We start from the raw sequence: 19,084 nt of genomic DNA, 5'->3' as shown, positions 1-19,084 counted from the left end.
GCGCCCGACATCTGTCGACCGCCTGGAAGATCCGCTTGCTGTGCCCGGACGAGCCGGTCGGGCACAGCGTCAGACGATCACGACACGGGAGCCGTTGAAGTTGGCAACGATCTCCAACTGCCCGCCGAGCGCGGCAATGTACGCGGCGATGGTTCCGACTTCCGTGGCTGTTGTCTTCCCACGTTCAATGGCCGACACCCGCTCCTGCCGCACGTGCATACGATCAGCGATCTCGCTCTGGGTCAGACCCAGCTGTTTCCGCATTTCGACCAGTCGATGCGCTCGCGCCTCGGCCACCATGCGATGGGCTCCGCGCTCGATCTCCTCAAGATCCTCGGCATCGAAGACCTCATTCTTCACTTCGTCCCAGGAATGGAAAGTAGTCATTTCGACGTGCCCTTCTGCCGCTGAGCCAAGTGTGCCAACCAGTCGTCGTACCGCCCCTCGGCTACGGGGATCGACTGGCTGTACCACTCACGCCACCTTCCCGACTTGTTGCCGGCTACCAAGAGAACCGCATTGCGGTCAGGGTCGAAGACGAACAGGATGCGAATTTCGCTCCTCCCGCCAGAGCCCGGCCGCAGTTCTTTGAGGTTGTGCATCGACGACCCTTTGATCCTGTCCACCAGAGGGCGTCCAAGGTCGGGCCCTTCCTCGACAAGCGCTTGGAGCGCCTGCCCCACAAGCCGAGCCGTGCCCCGATCATCCTTTCGCAAGCCGAGCAGCCACTCGCGAACCTCACCCACCATTTCAAGGCTCCAGGACATATGCCCTCGCCATGTAGTATGTATGCATACTAGTACGTTGGCATGCTGCGGGCGAGGCGAGGCCGAAACGTGTCAGTTGTCCCTCGAACGGGTGGCGCGCCGAGCCCAGCAGGAGCTGGCACGGTCTCTGTTCCCTGGTATCGCGCCTGCACGTCGCGAGCCTTGCGCGAAATCGGGGTTGTCGCCACCGTGGTCAGGGCCGGTCGGTGACCGGCCGGTTCCTCTCCGTATGGCGACGGGAGTCAGCGTGACTGCATTGCCTGTTCTGCCCCACGAACTGCACGGCGACGGCCCGCACAAGGTGATCGCGGTGCACGGCTGGCTCGCCGACCGCTCCGCGTACGCCCCCGTGCTGCCGGACCTCGACCTCGGTTCGTTCCAGTACGCGGTGGTGGACCTGCGGGGATACGGCGAGGCGCGGGACGCGGGCGGCTCGTACACCACGGCCGAGGGAGCCGAGGACGTGCTCGCGCTGGCCGACCGGCTCGGCTGGGAGAGGTTATCTCTGGTCGGTCACTCGATGGGCGGCTCCGTCGTCCAGCGGACGCTGGCCGCCGCGCCGGAGCGGGTGCGCAGGATCGTCGGGGTCTCGCCCGTCCCCGCGTCCGGCCTGCCCCTCCCGCCCGACCAGTGGGAACTCTTCGCCGCAGCAGCGCACACCCCGCAGAACCGGCGGATCATCCTCGACACCACCACCGGAGGCCGGCGCCCCGCGGGCTGGCTGGACCGCATGGTGCGCCGCTCGGTCGAACGCAGCGACGCCAAGGCGTTCCGGGCCTGGCTGGACTCCTGGGCGGGCGAGGACTTCCACGACCGGATCGAGGGTTCGCCCGTGCCCGCCCTCGCCGTCGTGGGCGCGCTGGACCCGGCCCTCTCCGCCGAGTTGCAGCGCGCCACCTGGATGCGCTGGTTCCCCAGGGCCGAACTGGTGGAGTTGCCGTCGTGCGGCCACTACGCGATGGACGAGGCTCCGCTCGACCTGATCCGCGTGGTGGAGGACTTCCTGCGGGCGGACGCGGAGGAGGACGGCGAGGCGAAGGCATGACCGGGCCCGGGTCCGTGCCGGACGTCTTCGACCCCAGGCAGTACGGGCAGGCCATCCCCCACGCCCACTACCGCCACCTGCGCGACCACCACCCCGTGGCATGGCAGGAGGAGCCGGAGGTACTCGGCTGGCCGGCGGGCCCCGGCTTCTGGGCGGTCACCCGGCACGAGGACGTGGTCCGGGTCCTGAAGGACTGCGCGACGTACTCCTCGTACGTGGGCGCCACCCAGATCCGCGACCCGGACCCCGCCGACCTGCCGTTCATCCGCCGCATGATGCTCAACCAGGACCCGCCGCACCACCGACGCCTGCGCGTACTCGTCAGCCGCGCCTTCACCCCGAAGCGCATCGACCGCTTCGAGACCGTCGTCCGCGAACGTGCCCGCTCCCTGCTCACCCGCGCGGTCACCGAGGCACGGGCCGACGACGGCATCTGCGACCTCGTCACCCAGGTCACCGACGACTACGCCCTGCTCAACCTCACCGACCTGCTCGGCGTACCGGACACCGACCGCGCGCTCCTCCTCCACTGGACCCGGCGCGTCATCGGCTACCAGGACCCCGACGAGGCCGGAACCCCGGAACTCGGCCCGGACGGCAAACCGCTCAACCCCCGTTCCCCGTCCGCCCTGCGCGACATGTTCGACTACGCCCACGCCCTGGCCGCCCACAAGCGCCGCCACCCCGCCGACGACGTCATGACGTCCCTGGCCACGGACCCCGAACTGACCGCTCCCGAACTGGAGATGTTCTTCTTCCTGCTGGTGATCGCCGGCAACGACACCGTACGCAGCGCAGCCCCCGGCGGCCTGCACCTCCTGGCGGAGAACCCCGAGGCCTACCGCCGCCTGTGCAACGGCGAGGTGGGGTTCGCGGCGGCCGTGGACGAACTCCTCCGCCGCCACCCCCCGGTCCTCACCTTCCGCCGCACGGCCACCCAGGACACGGAGCTGGCGGGCACCCGCATCCGCACCGACGACAAGGTGGTCGTCTTCCACGCCTCCGCCAACCACGACGAACGCGTCTTCCCCGCCCCCTTCACCCTGGACCTCGCCCGCACCCCCAACCCCCACGTCTCCTTCGGCGACGGCCCGCACGTCTGCTTGGGCGCCCACTTCGCGCGCCTGCAACTGCGGGCGCTGTACGAGGAGGTATGCCGCGCTCTGCCGCCCGGTCGACTCCAACCCGTGGCCCCGCCACGCCGATTGGTGTCCAACTTCATCAATGGGGTGAAGTCGCTGCCGGTGCGAGTGGGCGGTTCCTGACAGCTGGGCGCTCTTGGCGGTCCTCGACGAGTCGATTGCTTGCGCTTCATCGAGTCCCAGGAATGTGGGCAATCACTCGGCGACCCCCGCGTCGCGAAGACCTTGAAGAATTTCCAGGAGACTCTGGAATTGGCGGGATCGCTTGGGGGCAACTGCAACAATTGAGTTGAATGGAGTTCCTTCAAATCGATTGAGGAAAATACCCGATCCTTCAGGAAGTTTGCGGCGATCCAGTCTCGCCAGGCTTTCGCGCCGCAAGAGGAACTGAGTTTCCGGGTCGCGCCTGATAAGGTCTCCAGGCACATAGTAGAACCCTGCATCGGTGAACTCGGCCTCGGAGATATCAAGTGCCCAGTCCACTTCCTTGTACGCATCGGCGATCGCCTGGTCGGCATCGGGGCTCAGCTCTTGGCCCGGCTTCGGCTCTGGCGGAATCACCATAAGTGGGCCGATCCTGCCACTTAGCTTCACACGGGAGAATACGCATCCAGTCAGATAGAGCATGCCCCCCTTGATCGTTAGGTGGTCAACCGTGATGTTTTCGAATCGGGTTCCGATGGCCGCAGCGTTGTCGAGGGTGCACCTGGTTGCTGCGATCCGGCGAACTACGAGACTCGGATTCGGGTCGTCCCACTGAACCGTTGCGGGACCCACAAACGTGCATCGATCGAGCTCGATGTCCTCGATGACTTTTCCGGAGCCGATAGCTCGGATGTCATCGAACCGTTGTTTCACAAATTGCTTAGTCACGCTACCTAACTCCTATAGGGTTTTTCGAACACCTTTTCGAGAATGTCTGTGCTGATGGTCGTGTACGTGATGAGCTGCGGTTCGCGACTTACGTAGGAGCGTTGCATGTGTTCCGCAATGGAGGTGCGACTCGACCCGGTGATGTCTATCGGTATGGACCTCTCGCCGTCAAGGATAAGGAAGTCCGGAACGCTGTCTCCCGGTCGTGATGAGCCTAGAGTTTTAATGTTTTCATCGTCTCGAACCATGCCGGCGATTCGTTTTTCAATGACAGTTCCGACAAACCGTGAACGCAGCGATGGGTTGAAGTGTCCAGCCCGGAGCATTCCGTCGGACATGCGGTTTGTTAAGTCTGATGCCGACGTGCTTCCGGCCTGCGCTGTCGATTGCTGCAGTAGTTGGAAGCTTGCGAGCGCCTTGCTGCTGACCAGGTTTTGATCGCCAATCAGTATGTTGTATTTGCTGCCGGAATCCGCTCCGTATTTGTGGACGAGATGGTAGGAGGCACGGTCGACGATGTCCCTTCCATCCCATTTCGGATAGTCCTTGGTGGTGGGGGCGCTGCGGGGCGAGCCAGGAGCGACGTATGCTGTGTACTTCTTGATCTTTGCTTTCTTCTTAATCTCGGAAATAACTTCTTCTATTACGTCCTCGTAGGGGCCCTCCTTGTCGTGGCGTCGCGCCACAGCGATGATGTCATCTCGAATCTCCTTTTCAAGCTTTTCGCGGTCGAGGAGGTCGTTTTCTGTGAGATCCTTGGCGTCGAATTCGGTTCCGTAATTTACGATCCTGTTCTTGAGGTCTCGGAAGGCTGCCGGGAAGCCTGGGTATTCAAGCAACTTCTTGGCCTTCTTGCCTTTCTGCTCCTCTGCCTCCTCGGTGAGGGATTCGACTTTCTTGGCGGATTTTACGATTTTGGTTAGGGTTGCGATCTTATCCTCTTTTTGTGGATCGGCTTTTTTCTTGCTCTTCAATTTAGAGATAAGGAGTTCGGCCTTCTCGGATACTTTCTTCTTTCGGCTTGCGATTTCGACACCTGAACCGGGTGTCGCCGTGAGTGTGTGCCCTTCGCCGTCCATCGACAACTGTGTGTCGGCGGGCTCAGGCTTGGAGGAAGAAGGTCCCTCATCCTTCTTGTCCTGGTTGGGGTCCTTCCTGTCCTTGCCGTCTTCTCCTTTGAGTTTGTTCCAGAGGGCTTTGCCTTTTTTGGCGATGAAGTTGACGATTTTGTCGATGGCGCGGTTTACGGGTTTGGCGACGGCGTGGAAGACGCTCTTGACCTTGTTGGCCAGGCTGCCGATTCCGAGGAGTGAGGCGAGGAAGCCGATGAGGAGGGGGACGCTGGCGGCGAGTGCCGCTTCGACCATCTTCGGGACGCCTGCTGAGCCGCCGTTGGCGATGGCGATGACCGCGTCCAGGACGGCGTTGACGAACTCCACGATCTGGGCGCCCTGGTTCACGATGAACGTGACGATGTCGATGATTCCCTTGACCGCGCGGACGAAGGCGGAGGCGGGGTTGAGGAGGGAGATGATCCAGGTGATCCCGGCGATGATGACGGTGGGGATCAGGTAGCTGGTGAGTTTTTCGAGGATGGTGGCTTTGAGGTCGCCGGCCTCGGACTCGATTTCCTTGACGGCGCCTGCGGGGCCTTCCGTCGCGAGTTTCTTTGCGACGGGGACGGAGGACTCGACGGCGGTCATCGCCTGGTCGGGGATGCCCTTGCGGGTGATGCGGGCGCGGATGTTGTCCCAGGTCAGGCCGAGGAGGGAGGCGATGAGCTGGATGATGCCCTTGAGGTCGAACTTCTGCGGGAGTTCGAGACCCGCCTTGACCGCGGTGCCCAGCAGCCAGGACACGACGCCGGTCTTGAGGTGCTCGGCGATGTTGGTGACGAAGAGCTGAAGCCCGGCGCCGACTGCCTTGACGAGGTTGCCGAGGAACCCGATGGGGTCCTTGATGATCTTCATGATGGCGGAGGCGGCCTTGGCGAGGATGCCGAGGAGGAGGTTCTTGAGTTCGTTGATCGTCTTGATGACGCCGACGATCGCGTCCTTCGCCTTGTCGACCAGGCCCTTGTTGGCCTCCTGGAGCTTCTTGATCTCCTCGTCGACCTTGTTCAGGGCGGCGGTGTACTTCTGGGCGAGATCCTGGACGAGCTGCTCGGACTTCTCGTTGACCGTGGCTTCCAGGTCGTCGAACTTGCCCGCGAAGTCGGTGGCGGCTTCCTGGCCGAACTCGCGCAGGTCTGCGGGGAGTTTGTCGACCTCGGCCTTCAGCTCCGTTCGGCCCTTGGCTATGCGGGCCTTGGCCTTGCCCAGCTCGGTGCCGATGATGTCGGCGACGGACGAGATGACCGTCTGCATCTGGGAGACGTAGAGCTTGCGGGCCTCCTGGAAGAGGTCGTTGGCCTCCTTCGGCATGCCCATCAGCTTGTCCTTGGCCCACTTCGCAGGGCCGAACATGCCTGAGTAGCGCTTGTCCTTGTACTTCTTCATGCGGCGCTTGTGGTCGGCGGTGAACGCGTCGCGGGCCGCCTTCTCGCCCGAGGTGAATGCCTCGTCGACCTTCTTGTCGAGGCCGGACAGGGTCTCCTCGACGTCCTTCTTCGTTCCGTCGTAGACCTTCTGGAGCTTGGCGGTGACCTCGGCGCGCTTCTTCTCGTCCTTGGACTTCGTTTCGCCCTTGCCGCCGTCTACCTGTTTGCCTGCCGAGGTCCTGGTCGCGGTCAACGCGTTCATGGCCTGCGCCCCGGAGGCCGCCGCTCCGGCCTTTGCGGTGCTCAGTTGCTGGGCCTCGGCAGCCTTGCCCTTGGCGGGGGCCTTTGCGGAGTCGGCTTCCGCTGTCTTCTTCGTGGACAGGGCCTGGTCGAATTCGGGCTCGTTGCCCTTGGCCAGTTGGTCCTCGGTGACTTCGGCGTCCGCCATCGCCTGGTCGTTGGCGGCCGGGCCTTCGGAGAAGTCCGTGACCGAGGCCGGCTGCTTGTCCGGGACCGCGTCTGCGGCGGACGGGGCGCCGGGGTTGGCGGGGGGCTGGTCGGGGGTTAGCGGGGTGACGGGTTTGTCCTTGGCCGCCGAGGTGTCCGGTGGGGCCTTGGTGGCCGTGTCGATGTCCTTGGCGGAGGAGTCCTTGCCGTCCTTGACCTTGCCGTCGACCTCGTCCTTGATCTTGTCGGCCTTGCCGGACTTGGAGAACTTGTCGGCCTGGTCGAGGTTCTTCGGGGCCTGGGCGTCGATGGCCTTGTTCACCGCGTCGATGAACGCCTGCTTGTTGAACTCGCCGGGCTTCGCGGCATTCATCTTCTCCGCGTTCGCCGCCTTGCCCTGGGCCTCCTTGTCGTCGGGGGGTGCGACGGCCGCGTCCTGTGCCGACTTCGACTCGGTGGCGGCGGGGGCGTGGTGGGCCAGGCGGAGTTTCTTCGCGGCTACGTCGGACTTGACCTTGCGGAAGCCGGGGGCCTGGGCGGGGGACGGCTTCACCGGGGCCGTGTAGCGCTGGGCGACCAGGCGGGAGACAGCCCTGTTGCCCGCCGCGCGTTGCAGGCGTTGCAGGCTGCGGCGGTCGGGGGCGGGCCGGTCGCCCGGTGGGCGCTCCGGTGCGGTCGTCGTACGGGAGACATCCGTACGCGGGCCATCTGTGCGAGGGGAAGCGCCGCCGGTACGGCCAGAGGCGGGGTCCTTCTCCGGAACCGCCTTCATCCGCCCTCCCGGCCGTACATGTCCCTGTCGGCATCCCAGGGTGTGCGCAGTGCCCGCGCGGTACGCAGGGCAGGCGCACCGCAGTCGGGGCAGCGCCCGGCGGTACGTACAGCGCGGGGGCATTGCCTGATCGGGCAGCGGCCGGTGCACGGGTGGGCGGCCGAGTGTCCGTTCCCGGTGATCGCCGCTCTCGCAAGAATTGCGGGCGTTCCCCGGCCAAGGAGAGACTCACATGCCGTCGTACCTGTCCCCGGGCGTCTACGTCGAAGAGATCGAGTCCGGGTCCCGGCCGATCGAAGGGGTGGGCACCTCGGTCGCCGCCTTCGTCGGCTTCGCCCGGAAGGGCCCGTTCGACGAGCCGACGCTGATCACCAACTGGAGCCAGTTCGCCGGCACGTTCGGTGACTTCGTCGACGGCACGTATCTGGCGTCCGCCGTGTACGGGTTCTTTGCCAACGGTGGCGGCGTCTGTTACGTGGTGCGCATCGGTGACGGCACCGAGCCCCCGGCGGACGGGGACGACGAACGGAGCGCCGGGCAGCTGCCCGCGGGGTCGGAGACGCAGCTCGGGCCGTACGCGGTGAAGCCGCGCCCCGGTGTGACGGGAGAGGTCACCGTCGAGGTGACCGAGGTGGAGGGGGACGATCCGCCCTCCGACGTCTTCCAGCTGATCGTGAAGCGGGACGGGCAGGTCGCGGAGACGTACCCGAGCGTCACGACCAAGCGCAGCAAGGAGAACGTCGCCACCCGGGTCAACGCCAAGTCGGAGCTCATCGAGATACGCGAGACGGCCCGCGGCGCCGCTCCGGCCAAACCCGAGCCGCAGAGCGTGACCCTGGCCCCCGCCGCGCCCGCTGCCGGGGCGCTGACTCCCGAGCTGTACGTCGGCGACCCCGACCGCCGGACCGGGTTCGGCGGGCTCGAAGCGGTCGAAGAGGTCACGACCATCGCCGTGCCGGACCTGATGAGCGCGTACGAACGCGGGCTGCTGGACCTGGAGTCGGTCATCGCCGTGCAGCAGGGGCTGATCAGTCACTGCGAGTTGATGGGCGACCGCGTCGCCATTCTCGACCCGCCGCCCGGACTGAGCCCGCAGCAGATCCGCGCCTGGCGCACCGACCGCGCCAACTTCGACTCCAAGTACGCCACGCTCTACTACCCCTGGATCCGGGTTCCCGACCCCTCGTCCGAGCGCGCCCGACTCGTACCGCCGAGCGGCCACATCGCCGGGGTCTGGGCACGCAACGACGAGTCGCGCGGGGTGCACAAGGCCCCGGCCAACGAGGTCGTGCGCGGGGCGGTCGCCCTGCAGACCCAGCTGACCAAGGGCGAACACGATCTGCTCAACCCGATCGGGCTGAACTGCATCCGGTCCTTCCCCGGTCGCGGCATCCGGGTCTGGGGCGCGCGCACGCTGGCCTCCGACCCCGCCTGGCGCTATCTGAACGTCCGGCGCCTCTTCAACTACCTGGAGGAGTCGATCCTCGCCGGTACGCAGTGGGTCGTCTTCGAACCGAACGACGACGCCCTGTGGGCCCGTATCCGGCGCACGGTATCGGCATTCCTGGTCAACGAGTGGCGCAAGGGGGCGCTGTTCGGGCTCACCCCGGAAGAGGCGTTCTACGTCAAGTGCGACCGTGAGACCAACCCGCCGGAAAGCATCGACGCAGGTCAGGTCATCTGCGAGATCGGGGTGGCACCGGTCAGGCCGGCCGAGTTCGTCGTCTTCCGCCTCTCCCAGCTGACCGGGGGCACCGGCGGCGTCGACGAGTAGCGCGGCCTGGTCCCCCTAGGTCCACCAAGCGGTAAGAGCCGTAAAGGAGCCTGTTGTGCCACTTCCCGATCTCGACAGCACCGTCGGGGCCTCCTTCGGCCTCGAATTCGACAGCGTCGTCATCAAGCAGATCACCGAGGTCAGTGGTCTGAAGATGGAGCAGGACGTCATCGAGCTGAAGCAGAACACCGCCGACGGCCGCTACGCCATCAAGAAGCTTCCCGGCAGACCGAAGGCCGGTGAGGTGACCGTCACCCGCGGCCTCACCGAGGACAACAGCTTCGAACGGTGGATCAAGGACTCCCGGTTCGGCCGGATGACCGCGGCCCGCCGCAACGGTGCGGTCATCGTGTACGACCACGAGGGCATCGCCATCAAGCGCTACAAGCTCATCAACGCCTGGCCGAAGTCCCTGGAGATCGGGACCCTCAAGGCCGGTGACACCTCGGTCCTGACGGAGAAGCTCGCGATCACCTACGAGAGCATGGAACTCGACTGATGCGGCGTACGACACAGGCGACCGCTCCGGCCCCGGCTTCGGGCTCGGATCCGGTGGAGGGAACGGAACGGCGGTCCGGTCAACGGGAGCCGCTCCGTACCGAGTTCACCTTCGAGCTGCCGCGCGGATACGTCGACGAGACGGGCGCCGTGCACCACACGGGCGTCATGCGGCTCGCGACCGCGCGCGACGAACTCGTGCCGTTGCGGGACGACCGGGTGCGCGAGAACTCCGCGTACCTCTCGGTCGTGCTCATCGCCCGGGTCGTCACCCGGATCGGCACGATCGACGACATCCACCCCGGCATCATCGAGGACCTCTTCGCCTCCGACCTGGCCTTCCTCCAGGACTTCTACCGGCGGATCAACGCCGAGGGACACACCCGCGCCGCAGTCTCCTGCCCGGCCTGCAAGGAGGAGTTCGCGGTGAATCTCGCCGGTGGCCGCCTGGGGGAATCGTGACGTACGCGGCCGACCTGCTCTACGAGGAGGTCGCGTACCTCGCCTATCACTTCCACTGGCCGCTCGATGAGCTGCTGGACCTGGAGCACCCGGAACGACTGAGGTTCGTCGCACAGATCGCTCGCCTCAACGGGCAGTAGCGAACAGCGCAGGGAGGGCGGGAAAATCCATGGGCCTGATGTCCTGGCTGCGCGGTGGCGGGCGCACGGAGACGAGTACGGGCGCGGAGGCGGGCAGCGCGGGCGCTGCTCCGCCGGCGCCGCCGCGAGAGCGGGTCGATCTGTCCCAACTGCCGCCGATCCAGCGGACCCTGGGGGCTCAGGACCTGGTCATCGACCCCTCCGGATTCCAGGGGTCGCTCTCCACCCGGCAGGACACCTCGCTCGGGACACCCCTCGGGCATCTGGTCAGCCCGGACGCGCCCACCGGGCTGCTGCACGGGATCACCGCCCCGGCTCCCGCGGAGCGCCCGTCGCCGGTGCAGCGGTCCGCGGAGCGTGCGGGGGAGCCGCCGGTCCGGGCCGCCGGGTACGTAACCCTGTCCGCGCCTGTGCAACGTGCTGCCGCAAGTGGTGTGCCCGCGATGACGTCGGCCGGGGAGGCAGCCGTGGCGGAGCTGCCGGTACGCCGGCTGGTGGGCGAGCAGCCCCTCGTAACGGCCTCGGTTCCTGAGCCGGCGCCCGAGTCCTCCGCCCCGCCGTTGCTCCCGTCCCCGGCCCCGCCGCTCCCGTCCCCGGCCCCGCCCGTTCAGCGTTCGGTGCTGCCTCCGGCCTCGGACCGGCCCCGGCGGGCGCCCGGTCTCGGCGCGCCCATGTCCGCACTGCCGCCCACGGTGCAGCGGCAGGCCGCCCACGACGGTCCGGAGACGGTGGGGTCGGGCGGGGAAGCCGGTGAGGTTCCCGGGGGCGCCGAGGCCCCTGAGGCCGCTGTGTTCTCCGGGGAGTCCGGAGTCCCGGAGCCGGCCCCCGACTCCGGCGCGCCCACCGCGCCGCTGCTCGGTGACTCCCCTCTGCTCCCCGCCGCGTCGGAGCCCGTACCGGCGGATTCCGCACCGGCGGATTCCGCACCGGCGGTGCAGCGGACGCCCGCCGTGCCCGCGCAGGCACCCCTCTCGCCGCCCCCGCCCACCGACCCGGTCGCGCCGCTGCTCGCCGACCGGCCCGTGACGCTTCAGGCGGGGCCGCGCGGCGGTGTCGGCGCGGTACAGCGTTCCGCCGAGTACGGGGCGGCAGCGGTTCCGCCGGCCGGTACGGGGCCGACGTCCGGGCCGTCGGCCTCGCCACCGTCCCCTTCGTCGTCCTCCCCGTTCTCTGCGCCGGACTCCGTTCCGGTGCGCTGGACGTCCGACCGGGAGGGCGTGCCCTCGGTGACGCCGACCGCATCCCTTCCGGCGGCGCTGCAACGTACGGGGGAGGCCGCGCGTACGCCCTCCTCCCCGACGCTTCCCGCTCTGCAACGTCAGGTAGCCGGAGGGCCGCCGGTGCCGCGTTCGTTGCCGGCTTCCGGTGGCCGGGCCACGCCGTCCACCGCCCCCGCTCCGTCCGCGACCTCCTTCACCACGGCCGGTTCGGCCGCCGTGGCCGCCGGAGTCGCCCAGCGGGTGGCGGACGGAAGCGTCGTGTTCGGGTCGCCGCCCCCGCCGTACGCGCCGCCCGTCGTCCAGCGCGAGACCGGGACCGAGGAGCCACCGCCACCGGATCCGCCCCAGGAGACCGCGCCCGAACCCGACCCGGAGCCCCGACCGGAACCCGGACCCGCGGCCGAGGGCCACGGCGCGCCCGGCGCTCCCGGCCACGGCGCCGCCCCAGGAGGTGCGCCCGTCGTCACCGACGAGTTGGTACGCGCCCTGTACCCGCCGCTCAGCAGGCTCTTCAAGGCGGATCTGCGGCTGGAACGCGAACGAGCGGGATTTCTCATCAACACCAGGCACTGAAGCACCAGGCACTGAAGCACCAGGCACTGAGATTCACACCAGGCACTGAATCGAGAGGTACGCGCCATGGCCACCGCCCAGGAAAACGATCCCGCCGTCAGTGTCTGCTTCGTCGTCACGATCGACGACATCGAGCTCGGATCGTTCAACACATGTGACGGGCTGGGCTGTGAAGTGGTGCTCGAAACAAGGGAGGAGGGCGGCAACAACGGGCATCTGTGGCAGCTGCCGACCCGCCTGAAGTACTCGAACGTCAAGCTGTCCAGGCCGCTGACCAAGGAGACCGAGAAGGTGGCGCGCTGGTTCGCCACCATGACGACCGGGTTCAGCCGCAAGACGGCGCACATCGAGGCGCGAACCGGGGACGGGCAGAAGGTGGCCCAGTGGGGGCTGCTGGAGGTCGTGCCCGTCCGTTGGACCGGCCCCTCCTTCACCCCGGAATCGCCCAAGGTCGCGATGGAGACGATCGAGATCGCCCATCACGGCTATGTGATGGAGGGCTGACCGTCGTGAGCGGTGCGGGTCCCATCGCCTTCAGTGCCGCCGGTACGTCCGGGGCGTCGGCCGCGAAGGCGGGCAAGGGAGGTTCGGCCAGGCCCAAGCTGGAACACGCCTATCTGGAACTGCGGACCCCGCCGACCGGCGGCGGCCTCACCCCCGGCGGCCCGTGCGGGCGGATCGACTTCCAGTTCAATCCCAAGGAGCTGAGCCTCACCAAGGCCGCTTCCTGGAAGCGGAGTCCGGCCAAGGGGGCGAAGAGCTCCGGCCCGCCGGAGTACCAGGGCTCGCAGCCCAGCAAGCTGACCGTGGAGATGTTCTTCGACGCCAGCGACACCCAGGACACCCGGGTGGTGACCTCCGTGGAGCAGCTCTTCGCGTGCTGTGTGCCGACGAACGAGACCCGTCAGCAGCAGCGTTCGTCGCCGCCGTGGGTGGTCTTCCACTGGGGCGGGCTGACCGGGTTCCCCGGCTACGTCAGTCAAGTACAGGCGAAGTACACCCTGTTCACCACCTCGGGCGTGCCGATCCGGGCCGTCTGCCAGGTGACGATGGAGGAGATCAGCGGCGACACCCCGGGCCAGAACCCGACCTCGGGCGCCCTCGCCGCCCGCCGGGTGCACCGGCTGGACGCCGGGGACTCGCTGCCGTCGCTCGCCCAGCGCGAGTACGGCGACCCGGCGGCCTGGCGGGTGATCGCGGAGGCGAACGGTATCGACGACCCGCTGCGGCTGGCCCCCGGACGGCAGCTGCTGCTCCCCGCGCTCGACGAGCTGAGCCGGCTCGAAGAGGGCCGGGACGGAGGGCGGTCCTGATGGCGCAGCCGGGCGTCGCGACGGCGCTGGTGGTGGAGTTCGGCGGCAGTCCGCTGCCGCCCAAGTTCGTGAACACGCTGGTCGAGGGGTACGTCGACGACAGCCGGACGCTCCCCGACCTGTTTCTCCTGCGCTTTCGCGATCCGGACCGGGTACTGCTGGAGCAGACCGGGCTGAAGATCGGCAGCGAGGCCCGGCTGCTGGCCCGCGCGAGCGGGGACACGGCACCGAAGCCGTTACTGAAAGGGGTCGTCACCGCCCTGGAGGTGGAGCTCGACGAGACCGGCACCTTCACCGTCGTACGCGGGCTCGACGAGTCGCACCGGCTGTTCCGGGGACGTCGGGTGGCCAGCTACCAGAACATGACGCTCGCCGACATCTGCGCCCAGGTGGCCCAGCGCGCCGGGCTGAAGCCGGGGACGGTGGACGTGTCCGGCCCCGTACTCGAACACATCGCCCAGCCCAACGTCACGGACTGGGAGTTCGTGCGCGATCTGGCGGAGGAGGCGGGCGCGCAGGCGTACGTACTCGACGGACAGCTGCACATCACCAGACCCGCGGAGGCGAGCGGCGCACCCGATGGTTCGGCACGGGCCGACCGGAATCCGCTGGTCCTGGAGATGGGCAGCAATCTGCTGCGCTGCCGGGCCGGGGTGTCCTCCGCGGAGCAGGTCTCCGAGGTCGAGGTGCGCGGCTGGGACATCAAGACCAAGCAGCCGCTCGTCGGGCGGGCGCCCGCGGGGAAGTCGGCGACGCTGGAGCTGGGGGTGAGCGCGGCCGAGGTGTCCGCACCCTTCGGCGAGGCGCGTTTCGTGGTCACGGACACGGCGTACGGGGCACAGGCGCAGGTGGACCAGGCGGCGAAGGCCCTGGCGGAGCGGATCGCCGGATCGTTCGCGGAGCTGGAGGCGGTGATCCGGGGGAACCCGGAGGTGCGGGCGGGCAGTGCGGTGGCGCTCAACGCGGTCGGGGCGCCGTTCGAGGGGCGGTACACGGTCACGTCGTCGCGGCATGTCTTCGACCCGGTACGCGGGTACGAGACCTGGCTCACCGTCTCCGGTCAGCAGGAGCGTTCGCTGTTCGGGCTGACCGGCGGAGGGCCGGGGGCCGGCGGGTCCGGAGCCGGTGGCGGGGGCGGGTCGCGCTGCGCGGGGCTGGTCAGCGGGACGGTCACGGACACCCAGGACCCGGAGGGCTCGGGCCGGGTCAAGGTGCGGTTTCCCTGGCTGTCGGACGAGTACGCGAGCGACTGGGCGCGTACGGCGCAGTCGGGCGGGACGAGTGGCGGTGAGGCGTTCATCCCCGAGGTCGGGGACGAGGTCCTGGTGGGATTCGAGCACGGGCATCTGGATCGTCCGTACGTCCTCGCCGGTCTGTACAACGGGAAGGACCGGCCGTCGCAGGGCAGCGGCGGCGGCGGGTCGGGAGGGAGTGCTGGTGGCGCGTCCGGGCCGGGTGGCCCCGAGGCGGGTGCCTCCGGGGCGGGCGCCGGACCCGGCCCGTCCACAGGCCCGTCCGCCGGTGCGCCGCCCGCCGGTTCACCCGCAGCAACGCCCGCCGCACCCCCCGCCCCAGGAGGTGAGCTGGTCGACCCGACCACCGGGGCGGTCAACCGGCGTTCGATCGCCTCCAAGAGCGGCAACCAGCTGGAGCTCCTGGACGGCGCCAACGGGCCGCAGGGCGTACGTCTGCTCACCGGCGACGGAAAACTGAAGATCGATCTCGACCGCAGGGGCACCGTGATCGTGATCAACAGCGACGGCAGCGTGAACATCGAGGCCAAGCAACAGGTGTCCATCAAGGCGGCGCAAGGGGTCGCGCTGGACGGCGGGCAGGGAACGCTCGAACTGAGCGGCGACAGCGTCACGTTGACGTCCCGCAGCGGAGTTCGGGTCGACGGCGGAAACGGCGAGGTCAAGCTCTCCACCGGCGGCACGGTGGACGTCCGGGGCGCCCAGGTCGCGGTCAACGGAACACAGCGGACCGACATCAAGGGCGGCAGTTCCCTGGCCATCAACGCACCCCTGGTGAAGATCAATTGACGGCGCGGACGCGCCGATCGAGAGGAACGGGCTTTCATGTCAGCAGCCGCGGCGGCAGCCGCACGGGTCGGCGACCCCACCGGACACCCCGGCACGGTCGGGCCGCCCGGTGTCCCGTCCGTGCTCATCGGCGGCCTCCCCGCCGCGACGGTCGGCACTCCGCACCTGTGCGCGATGCCACCGCCCGCGGTGCATCCGCCGTCCGCGATCGCGCCGCCCGGCAGCGCCACGGTGCTGATCGGCGGGCGGCCCGCCGCACGCGTCGGGGACCTGGCCGCCTGCGGATCGCCCGTCGTGTCCGGGTGCCCGACGGTGCTGATCGGAGGCTGAGCGTCCATGGGGCAGCAGTTCATCGGCGCGGGCTGGGCCTTCCCGCCGCGTACGGACGCCACCGGTTCCATCGCCCTGGTGCGTGGCGAGCACGAGCTGGAGGAGTCGATCCGGCTGATCCTGGCCACGTCGCCGGGCGAGCGGCCCATGCGCCCGGAGTTCGGTTGCGCGATCAACGACTACGTGTTCGCCCCGGCGGACGCGGGCACGGCCGGGCAGCTCGCGTACGAGGTACGTCTGGCGCTGGACCGGTGGGAGCCCCGGATCGAGGTCACCGAGGTCGTCGTCCGGTTCGACGAGGTCGACCACGGAGTCCTGTACATCGACATCGGCTACACCGTACGGGGCGCCAACGACCCCCGGAACCTGGTCTTTCCGTTCTATGTGATCCCGCAGCACGAGGAGGTGGACGGCGCGTGACGCTGCCCAGTCCGCATCTGGACGACCGTCGCTTCCAGGGCCTGGTCGACGAGGCGAAACGGCTCGTCCAGCAGCGCTGCCCCGAGTGGACCGACCACAATGTGTCGGATCCCGGCGTGACCCTCATCGAGGCCTTCGCGACCATGGTCGACCAGCTCGTCTACCGGGTGAACCGGGTCCCGGAGAAGAGCTATCTGACCTTCCTCGACCTGATCGGGGTCCGGCTCCACCCGCCCACGGCCGCCCACACCGATGTGACGTTCAGGCTCTCCGCGCCGCAGCCCGAACCGGTACGGGTGAGGGCCGGTACGGAGGTGGCGACCGTCCGTACGGAGACCGAGGAAGCGGTCGTGTTCACGACCGGCCGTGAACTGTCGATCGCGCCGTGCGAGTTCGCCCATCTCGCCACCTGGCCGACGTCCGGCGACGCCGTCGACCGTACCGAGGAACTCACGCTCGGCCGGGCCGTCCCCTGCTTCGACACCACGCCCGCGCCCGGCGACGCCCTCTATGTGGGCCTGTCGGCCGCCGTCCCGTCGGGAGTCGTCGTGCTGCGGCTGGACTGCGCGGTCGAGGGCGTCGGCGTGGATCCGCTGCGGCCGCCGTTGCTCTGGGAGGCCTGGGACGGCAGTGCCTGGACGGTCTGCGAGGTCGAGAAGGACGACACCGGCGGCTTCAACCGGTCCGGAGAGCTGATCCTGCACCTTCCTGAGGGACATACCCCGGCCGTCGTCGTGCGCCGGACCGGCGGCTGGCTGCGCTGCCGCCTGGTGGAGGCCACCCCAGGGCAGCCCACCTACATGGCGTCTCCGGTGGTGCGCCGGATCACGGCGTTCACGATCGGCGCGACCGTCGGGGCGGTCCACGCCGAGACCGTGACCGACGAGGTGCTCGGCCCGGCCGAAGGCGTACCCGGACAGACCTTCACGGTGAGCCGCCCGCCGGTGGTGCCCGGCGATTTCGTCGTCGACGTCGCGGATCCGGCGGGGGGCCCGCAGGGCACGGAGTGGACCCGCGTCGACGACTTCGCGCACTCCGGACCCGACGACCGGCACATCACGCTCGACCCCAACTCGGGTCGGGTCGAATTCGGTCCGGCGGTACGGGAACGGGACGGCTCCATCCGCTACTACGGCGCGGTACCGCCGAAGGGCGCCGCCGTACGTGTGCGTTCGTACCGCACCGGCGGTGGACTGCGTGGCAATGTCGCCCGCTCCACGCTCCGGGTGCTGCGCAGCGCGATCCCGTACGTGGCCCGGGTGGAGAACCGGCGCCCCGCGCTCGGCGGAGTCGACGGCGAGACGGTGGACAGCGCACGGGTACGCGGGCCGATGACCCTGCGGACCCTGCACCGGGCCGTCGTACCGCACGACTACGAACTGCTGGCCCGCGAGGTCGCACCCGACGCGTCCAGGGTGCAGTGCATTCCGGCCGGCGGGGACTCGGACGTCGAGGCGGGCGGGGTGCGGCTGCTCGTCGTACCGGCCGGACGCAGCGACGAGCAGGGCCGGATCCAGTTCAACGAGCTCATCCCGCCGCAGCACACCCTCGCCCTGATCGCGGGCCATCTGGACGAACGGCGGCCCATCGGCGCCCGGTTGGTTGTCGAACCGCCCTACTACCAGGGGGTCACCGTGGTCGCCTCGGTCCAGGCCCGCAGAGGTGCCGTGCTGGAACGGGTACGCGAGGAGGCGCTGGCAGCCCTCTACAGCTACTTCAACCCGCTGAGCGGCGGACCCGGCGGCGAGGGCTGGCCGTTCGGCCGGCCGATCCAGTCGGGCGAGGCGTTCGCCGTACTGCAACAGGTGCCGGGGGTGGATCTGGTGGAGGACGTACGCCTCTTTCCCGCGGACCCCGTGACCGGGCAGCGCGGCGAACCCACCACCAAGATCGCACTGGACCGGCACGCACTGGTCTTCAGTTACGAGCACCAGCTCCGGGTACGGGAGGCCTGACCGCCATGCGCACAGCCGTGACCGGCCTGCCGACACCGCACCCGCTGATCGAGCAGCTCCCGGCGGTCTATCTGGAGCAGGACTTCCTGCAACGGTTCCTCGCGGCGCTCGACGACGTACTCGCCCCGGTCCTGCTCTCCATCGACAATCTGCCTGCCCACCTCGACCCCCGCAGCGCGCCGGAGGACTTCCTGGCCTGGCTGGCCCAGTGGGTGGCCGTCGACACCCGCGCGGACCACCCGGTCGAGCAGCGGCGCGCGGCGGTACAGGGCGCGGTCGAGCGGCACAGCAGGCGCGGTACCAGGCGTGGGCTGGCGGAGGCGGTGTTCCTGGAGACCGGGATCGAGCCGGACATCGTCGAGAGCGGCGGCACGGCGTGGTCGTCGACGCCGCACACACAGTTCCCGGGCGGCCCGCGGCCGTGGGTGACGGTCCGGGTCCGGGCCTCGCAGCCGTACCAAGTCGACCGGGTGCGGCTGGAGGAGCTGATCCGTATGGAGATACCGGCGCATGTGGGCTTCGACCTGGAGGTCTCGTGATCTGTGAGGCGTGCGGGCAGAGCAATGCGCCGGGGACGCAGTTCTGTACGTCGTGCCAGGCGTTCCTGGAGTGGGAGGGGGCGGACGGGGGTTCCTCGGCGTCCTCTGCGGGCCCTTCTCCCGCGCCACAGCCATCACCACAGCCCCAGCCGTCACCCCAACAACAGCCCCGACAACAGCCACAGCCACAGCCCCAGCCGTCACCCCAACAACAGCCCCGACAACAGCCACAGCCACAGCCCCAGCCGTCACCCCAACAACAGCCCCGACAACAGCCACAGCCACAGCCGCAA

The 19,084-nt window shown here is 68.6% G+C and carries 18 protein-coding genes; 14 read left to right on the top strand and 4 right to left on the bottom strand.

The window, feature by feature from the left end:
* Positions 1-69: 69 nt before the first annotated feature.
* A complete protein-coding gene (locus OG953_RS20860; RefSeq protein WP_317864088.1) occupies positions 70-387 on the bottom strand; it encodes a helix-turn-helix domain-containing protein in 318 nt (105 codons plus the stop codon).
* Positions 384-767 carry a type II toxin-antitoxin system RelE/ParE family toxin gene (locus tag OG953_RS20855; protein ID WP_405686049.1) on the bottom strand — a complete coding sequence of 128 codons (384 nt, stop codon included), beginning with the start codon at positions 765-767 and terminating at the stop codon, positions 384-386. The genes OG953_RS20860 and OG953_RS20855 overlap by 4 nt, the downstream gene beginning before the upstream one ends.
* 247 nt (positions 768-1,014) lie before the next feature.
* Here OG953_RS20855 and OG953_RS20850 point away from each other — a divergent pair, with 247 nt between their 5' ends.
* Both OG953_RS20850 and OG953_RS20845 read left to right on the top strand, forming a co-directional pair.
* The gene (locus OG953_RS20850) at positions 1,015-1,812 is read left to right on the top strand and encodes an alpha/beta fold hydrolase (RefSeq protein WP_405686047.1); all 798 of its coding nucleotides are present in this window, start codon (positions 1,015-1,017) and stop codon (positions 1,810-1,812) included.
* Positions 1,809-3,077 (top strand): cytochrome P450, encoded by a 1,269-nt coding sequence (locus OG953_RS20845; protein WP_405686045.1) that lies wholly within the window; start codon positions 1,809-1,811, stop codon positions 3,075-3,077. Before OG953_RS20850 ends, OG953_RS20845 begins: the two co-directional genes overlap by 4 nt.
* A 72-nt stretch (positions 3,078-3,149) precedes the next feature.
* Here OG953_RS20845 and OG953_RS20840 read toward each other — a convergent pair whose 3' ends face one another.
* Positions 3,150-3,827 (bottom strand): hypothetical protein, encoded by a 678-nt coding sequence (locus tag OG953_RS20840; protein ID WP_405686043.1) that lies wholly within the window; start codon positions 3,825-3,827, stop codon positions 3,150-3,152.
* Between the two features lie 5 nt (positions 3,828-3,832).
* The gene (locus OG953_RS20835) at positions 3,833-7,525 is read right to left on the bottom strand and encodes a hypothetical protein (protein ID WP_405686041.1); all 3,693 of its coding nucleotides are present in this window, start codon (positions 7,523-7,525) and stop codon (positions 3,833-3,835) included.
* Between the two features lie 232 nt (positions 7,526-7,757).
* Between OG953_RS20835 and OG953_RS20830 the strand changes: the two genes are divergently transcribed.
* From OG953_RS20830 to OG953_RS20775, 12 genes are all read left to right on the top strand, one after another.
* On the top strand, positions 7,758-9,299 hold the full coding sequence (locus OG953_RS20830) for a phage tail sheath family protein (RefSeq protein ID WP_405686039.1): 1,542 nt from the start codon (positions 7,758-7,760) through the stop codon (positions 9,297-9,299).
* A gap of 55 nt (positions 9,300-9,354) precedes the next feature.
* A complete protein-coding gene (locus OG953_RS20825; protein ID WP_072488539.1) occupies positions 9,355-9,798 on the top strand; it encodes a phage tail protein in 444 nt (147 codons plus the stop codon).
* Positions 9,798-10,259 (top strand): hypothetical protein, encoded by a 462-nt coding sequence (locus tag OG953_RS20820; RefSeq protein ID WP_405686037.1) that lies wholly within the window; start codon positions 9,798-9,800, stop codon positions 10,257-10,259. Before OG953_RS20825 ends, OG953_RS20820 begins: the two co-directional genes overlap by 1 nt.
* Positions 10,256-10,399, top strand: a complete 144-nt coding sequence (locus OG953_RS20815) for a DUF6760 family protein (RefSeq protein ID WP_093896703.1) — start codon at positions 10,256-10,258, stop codon at positions 10,397-10,399. The genes OG953_RS20820 and OG953_RS20815 overlap by 4 nt, the downstream gene beginning before the upstream one ends.
* Positions 10,400-10,428: 29 nt before the next feature.
* The gene (locus OG953_RS20810; RefSeq protein WP_405686035.1) at positions 10,429-12,192 is read left to right on the top strand and encodes a hypothetical protein; all 1,764 of its coding nucleotides are present in this window, start codon (positions 10,429-10,431) and stop codon (positions 12,190-12,192) included.
* A 66-nt stretch (positions 12,193-12,258) separates the two neighbouring features.
* Positions 12,259-12,696 carry a phage tail protein gene (locus OG953_RS20805; protein WP_072488542.1) on the top strand — a complete coding sequence of 146 codons (438 nt, stop codon included), beginning with the start codon at positions 12,259-12,261 and terminating at the stop codon, positions 12,694-12,696.
* A gap of 5 nt (positions 12,697-12,701) precedes the next feature.
* Entirely contained in the window at positions 12,702-13,505 is an 804-nt protein-coding gene (locus OG953_RS20800; RefSeq protein WP_405686033.1) for a peptidase M23, read from the top strand.
* Entirely contained in the window at positions 13,505-15,547 is a 2,043-nt protein-coding gene (locus tag OG953_RS20795) for a VgrG-related protein (protein ID WP_405686032.1), read from the top strand. The genes OG953_RS20800 and OG953_RS20795 overlap by 1 nt, the downstream gene beginning before the upstream one ends.
* A 36-nt stretch (positions 15,548-15,583) precedes the next feature.
* On the top strand, positions 15,584-15,877 hold the full coding sequence (locus OG953_RS20790; RefSeq protein ID WP_405686030.1) for a PAAR domain-containing protein: 294 nt from the start codon (positions 15,584-15,586) through the stop codon (positions 15,875-15,877).
* Positions 15,878-15,883: 6 nt separating this feature from the next.
* Positions 15,884-16,297: a GPW/gp25 family protein gene (locus OG953_RS20785; protein WP_329839130.1), complete on the top strand. Its 414-nt coding sequence runs from the start codon at positions 15,884-15,886 to the stop codon at positions 16,295-16,297.
* Positions 16,294-18,252 carry a putative baseplate assembly protein gene (locus tag OG953_RS20780; protein WP_405686029.1) on the top strand — a complete coding sequence of 653 codons (1,959 nt, stop codon included), beginning with the start codon at positions 16,294-16,296 and terminating at the stop codon, positions 18,250-18,252. The genes OG953_RS20785 and OG953_RS20780 overlap by 4 nt, the downstream gene beginning before the upstream one ends.
* 5 nt (positions 18,253-18,257) lie before the next feature.
* Positions 18,258-18,791, top strand: coding sequence for a phage tail protein (locus tag OG953_RS20775; RefSeq protein WP_093896032.1), 534 nt, complete (start codon positions 18,258-18,260; stop codon positions 18,789-18,791).
* Positions 18,792-19,084 lie beyond the last annotated feature (293 nt).

The organism is Streptomyces sp. NBC_00057 (assembly GCF_045041165.1).
Classification (GTDB): domain Bacteria; phylum Actinomycetota; class Actinomycetes; order Streptomycetales; family Streptomycetaceae; genus Streptomyces.
Note: the sequence above shows the minus strand (reverse complement) of the source record. Positions and strands in the feature narration are given on the sequence as shown.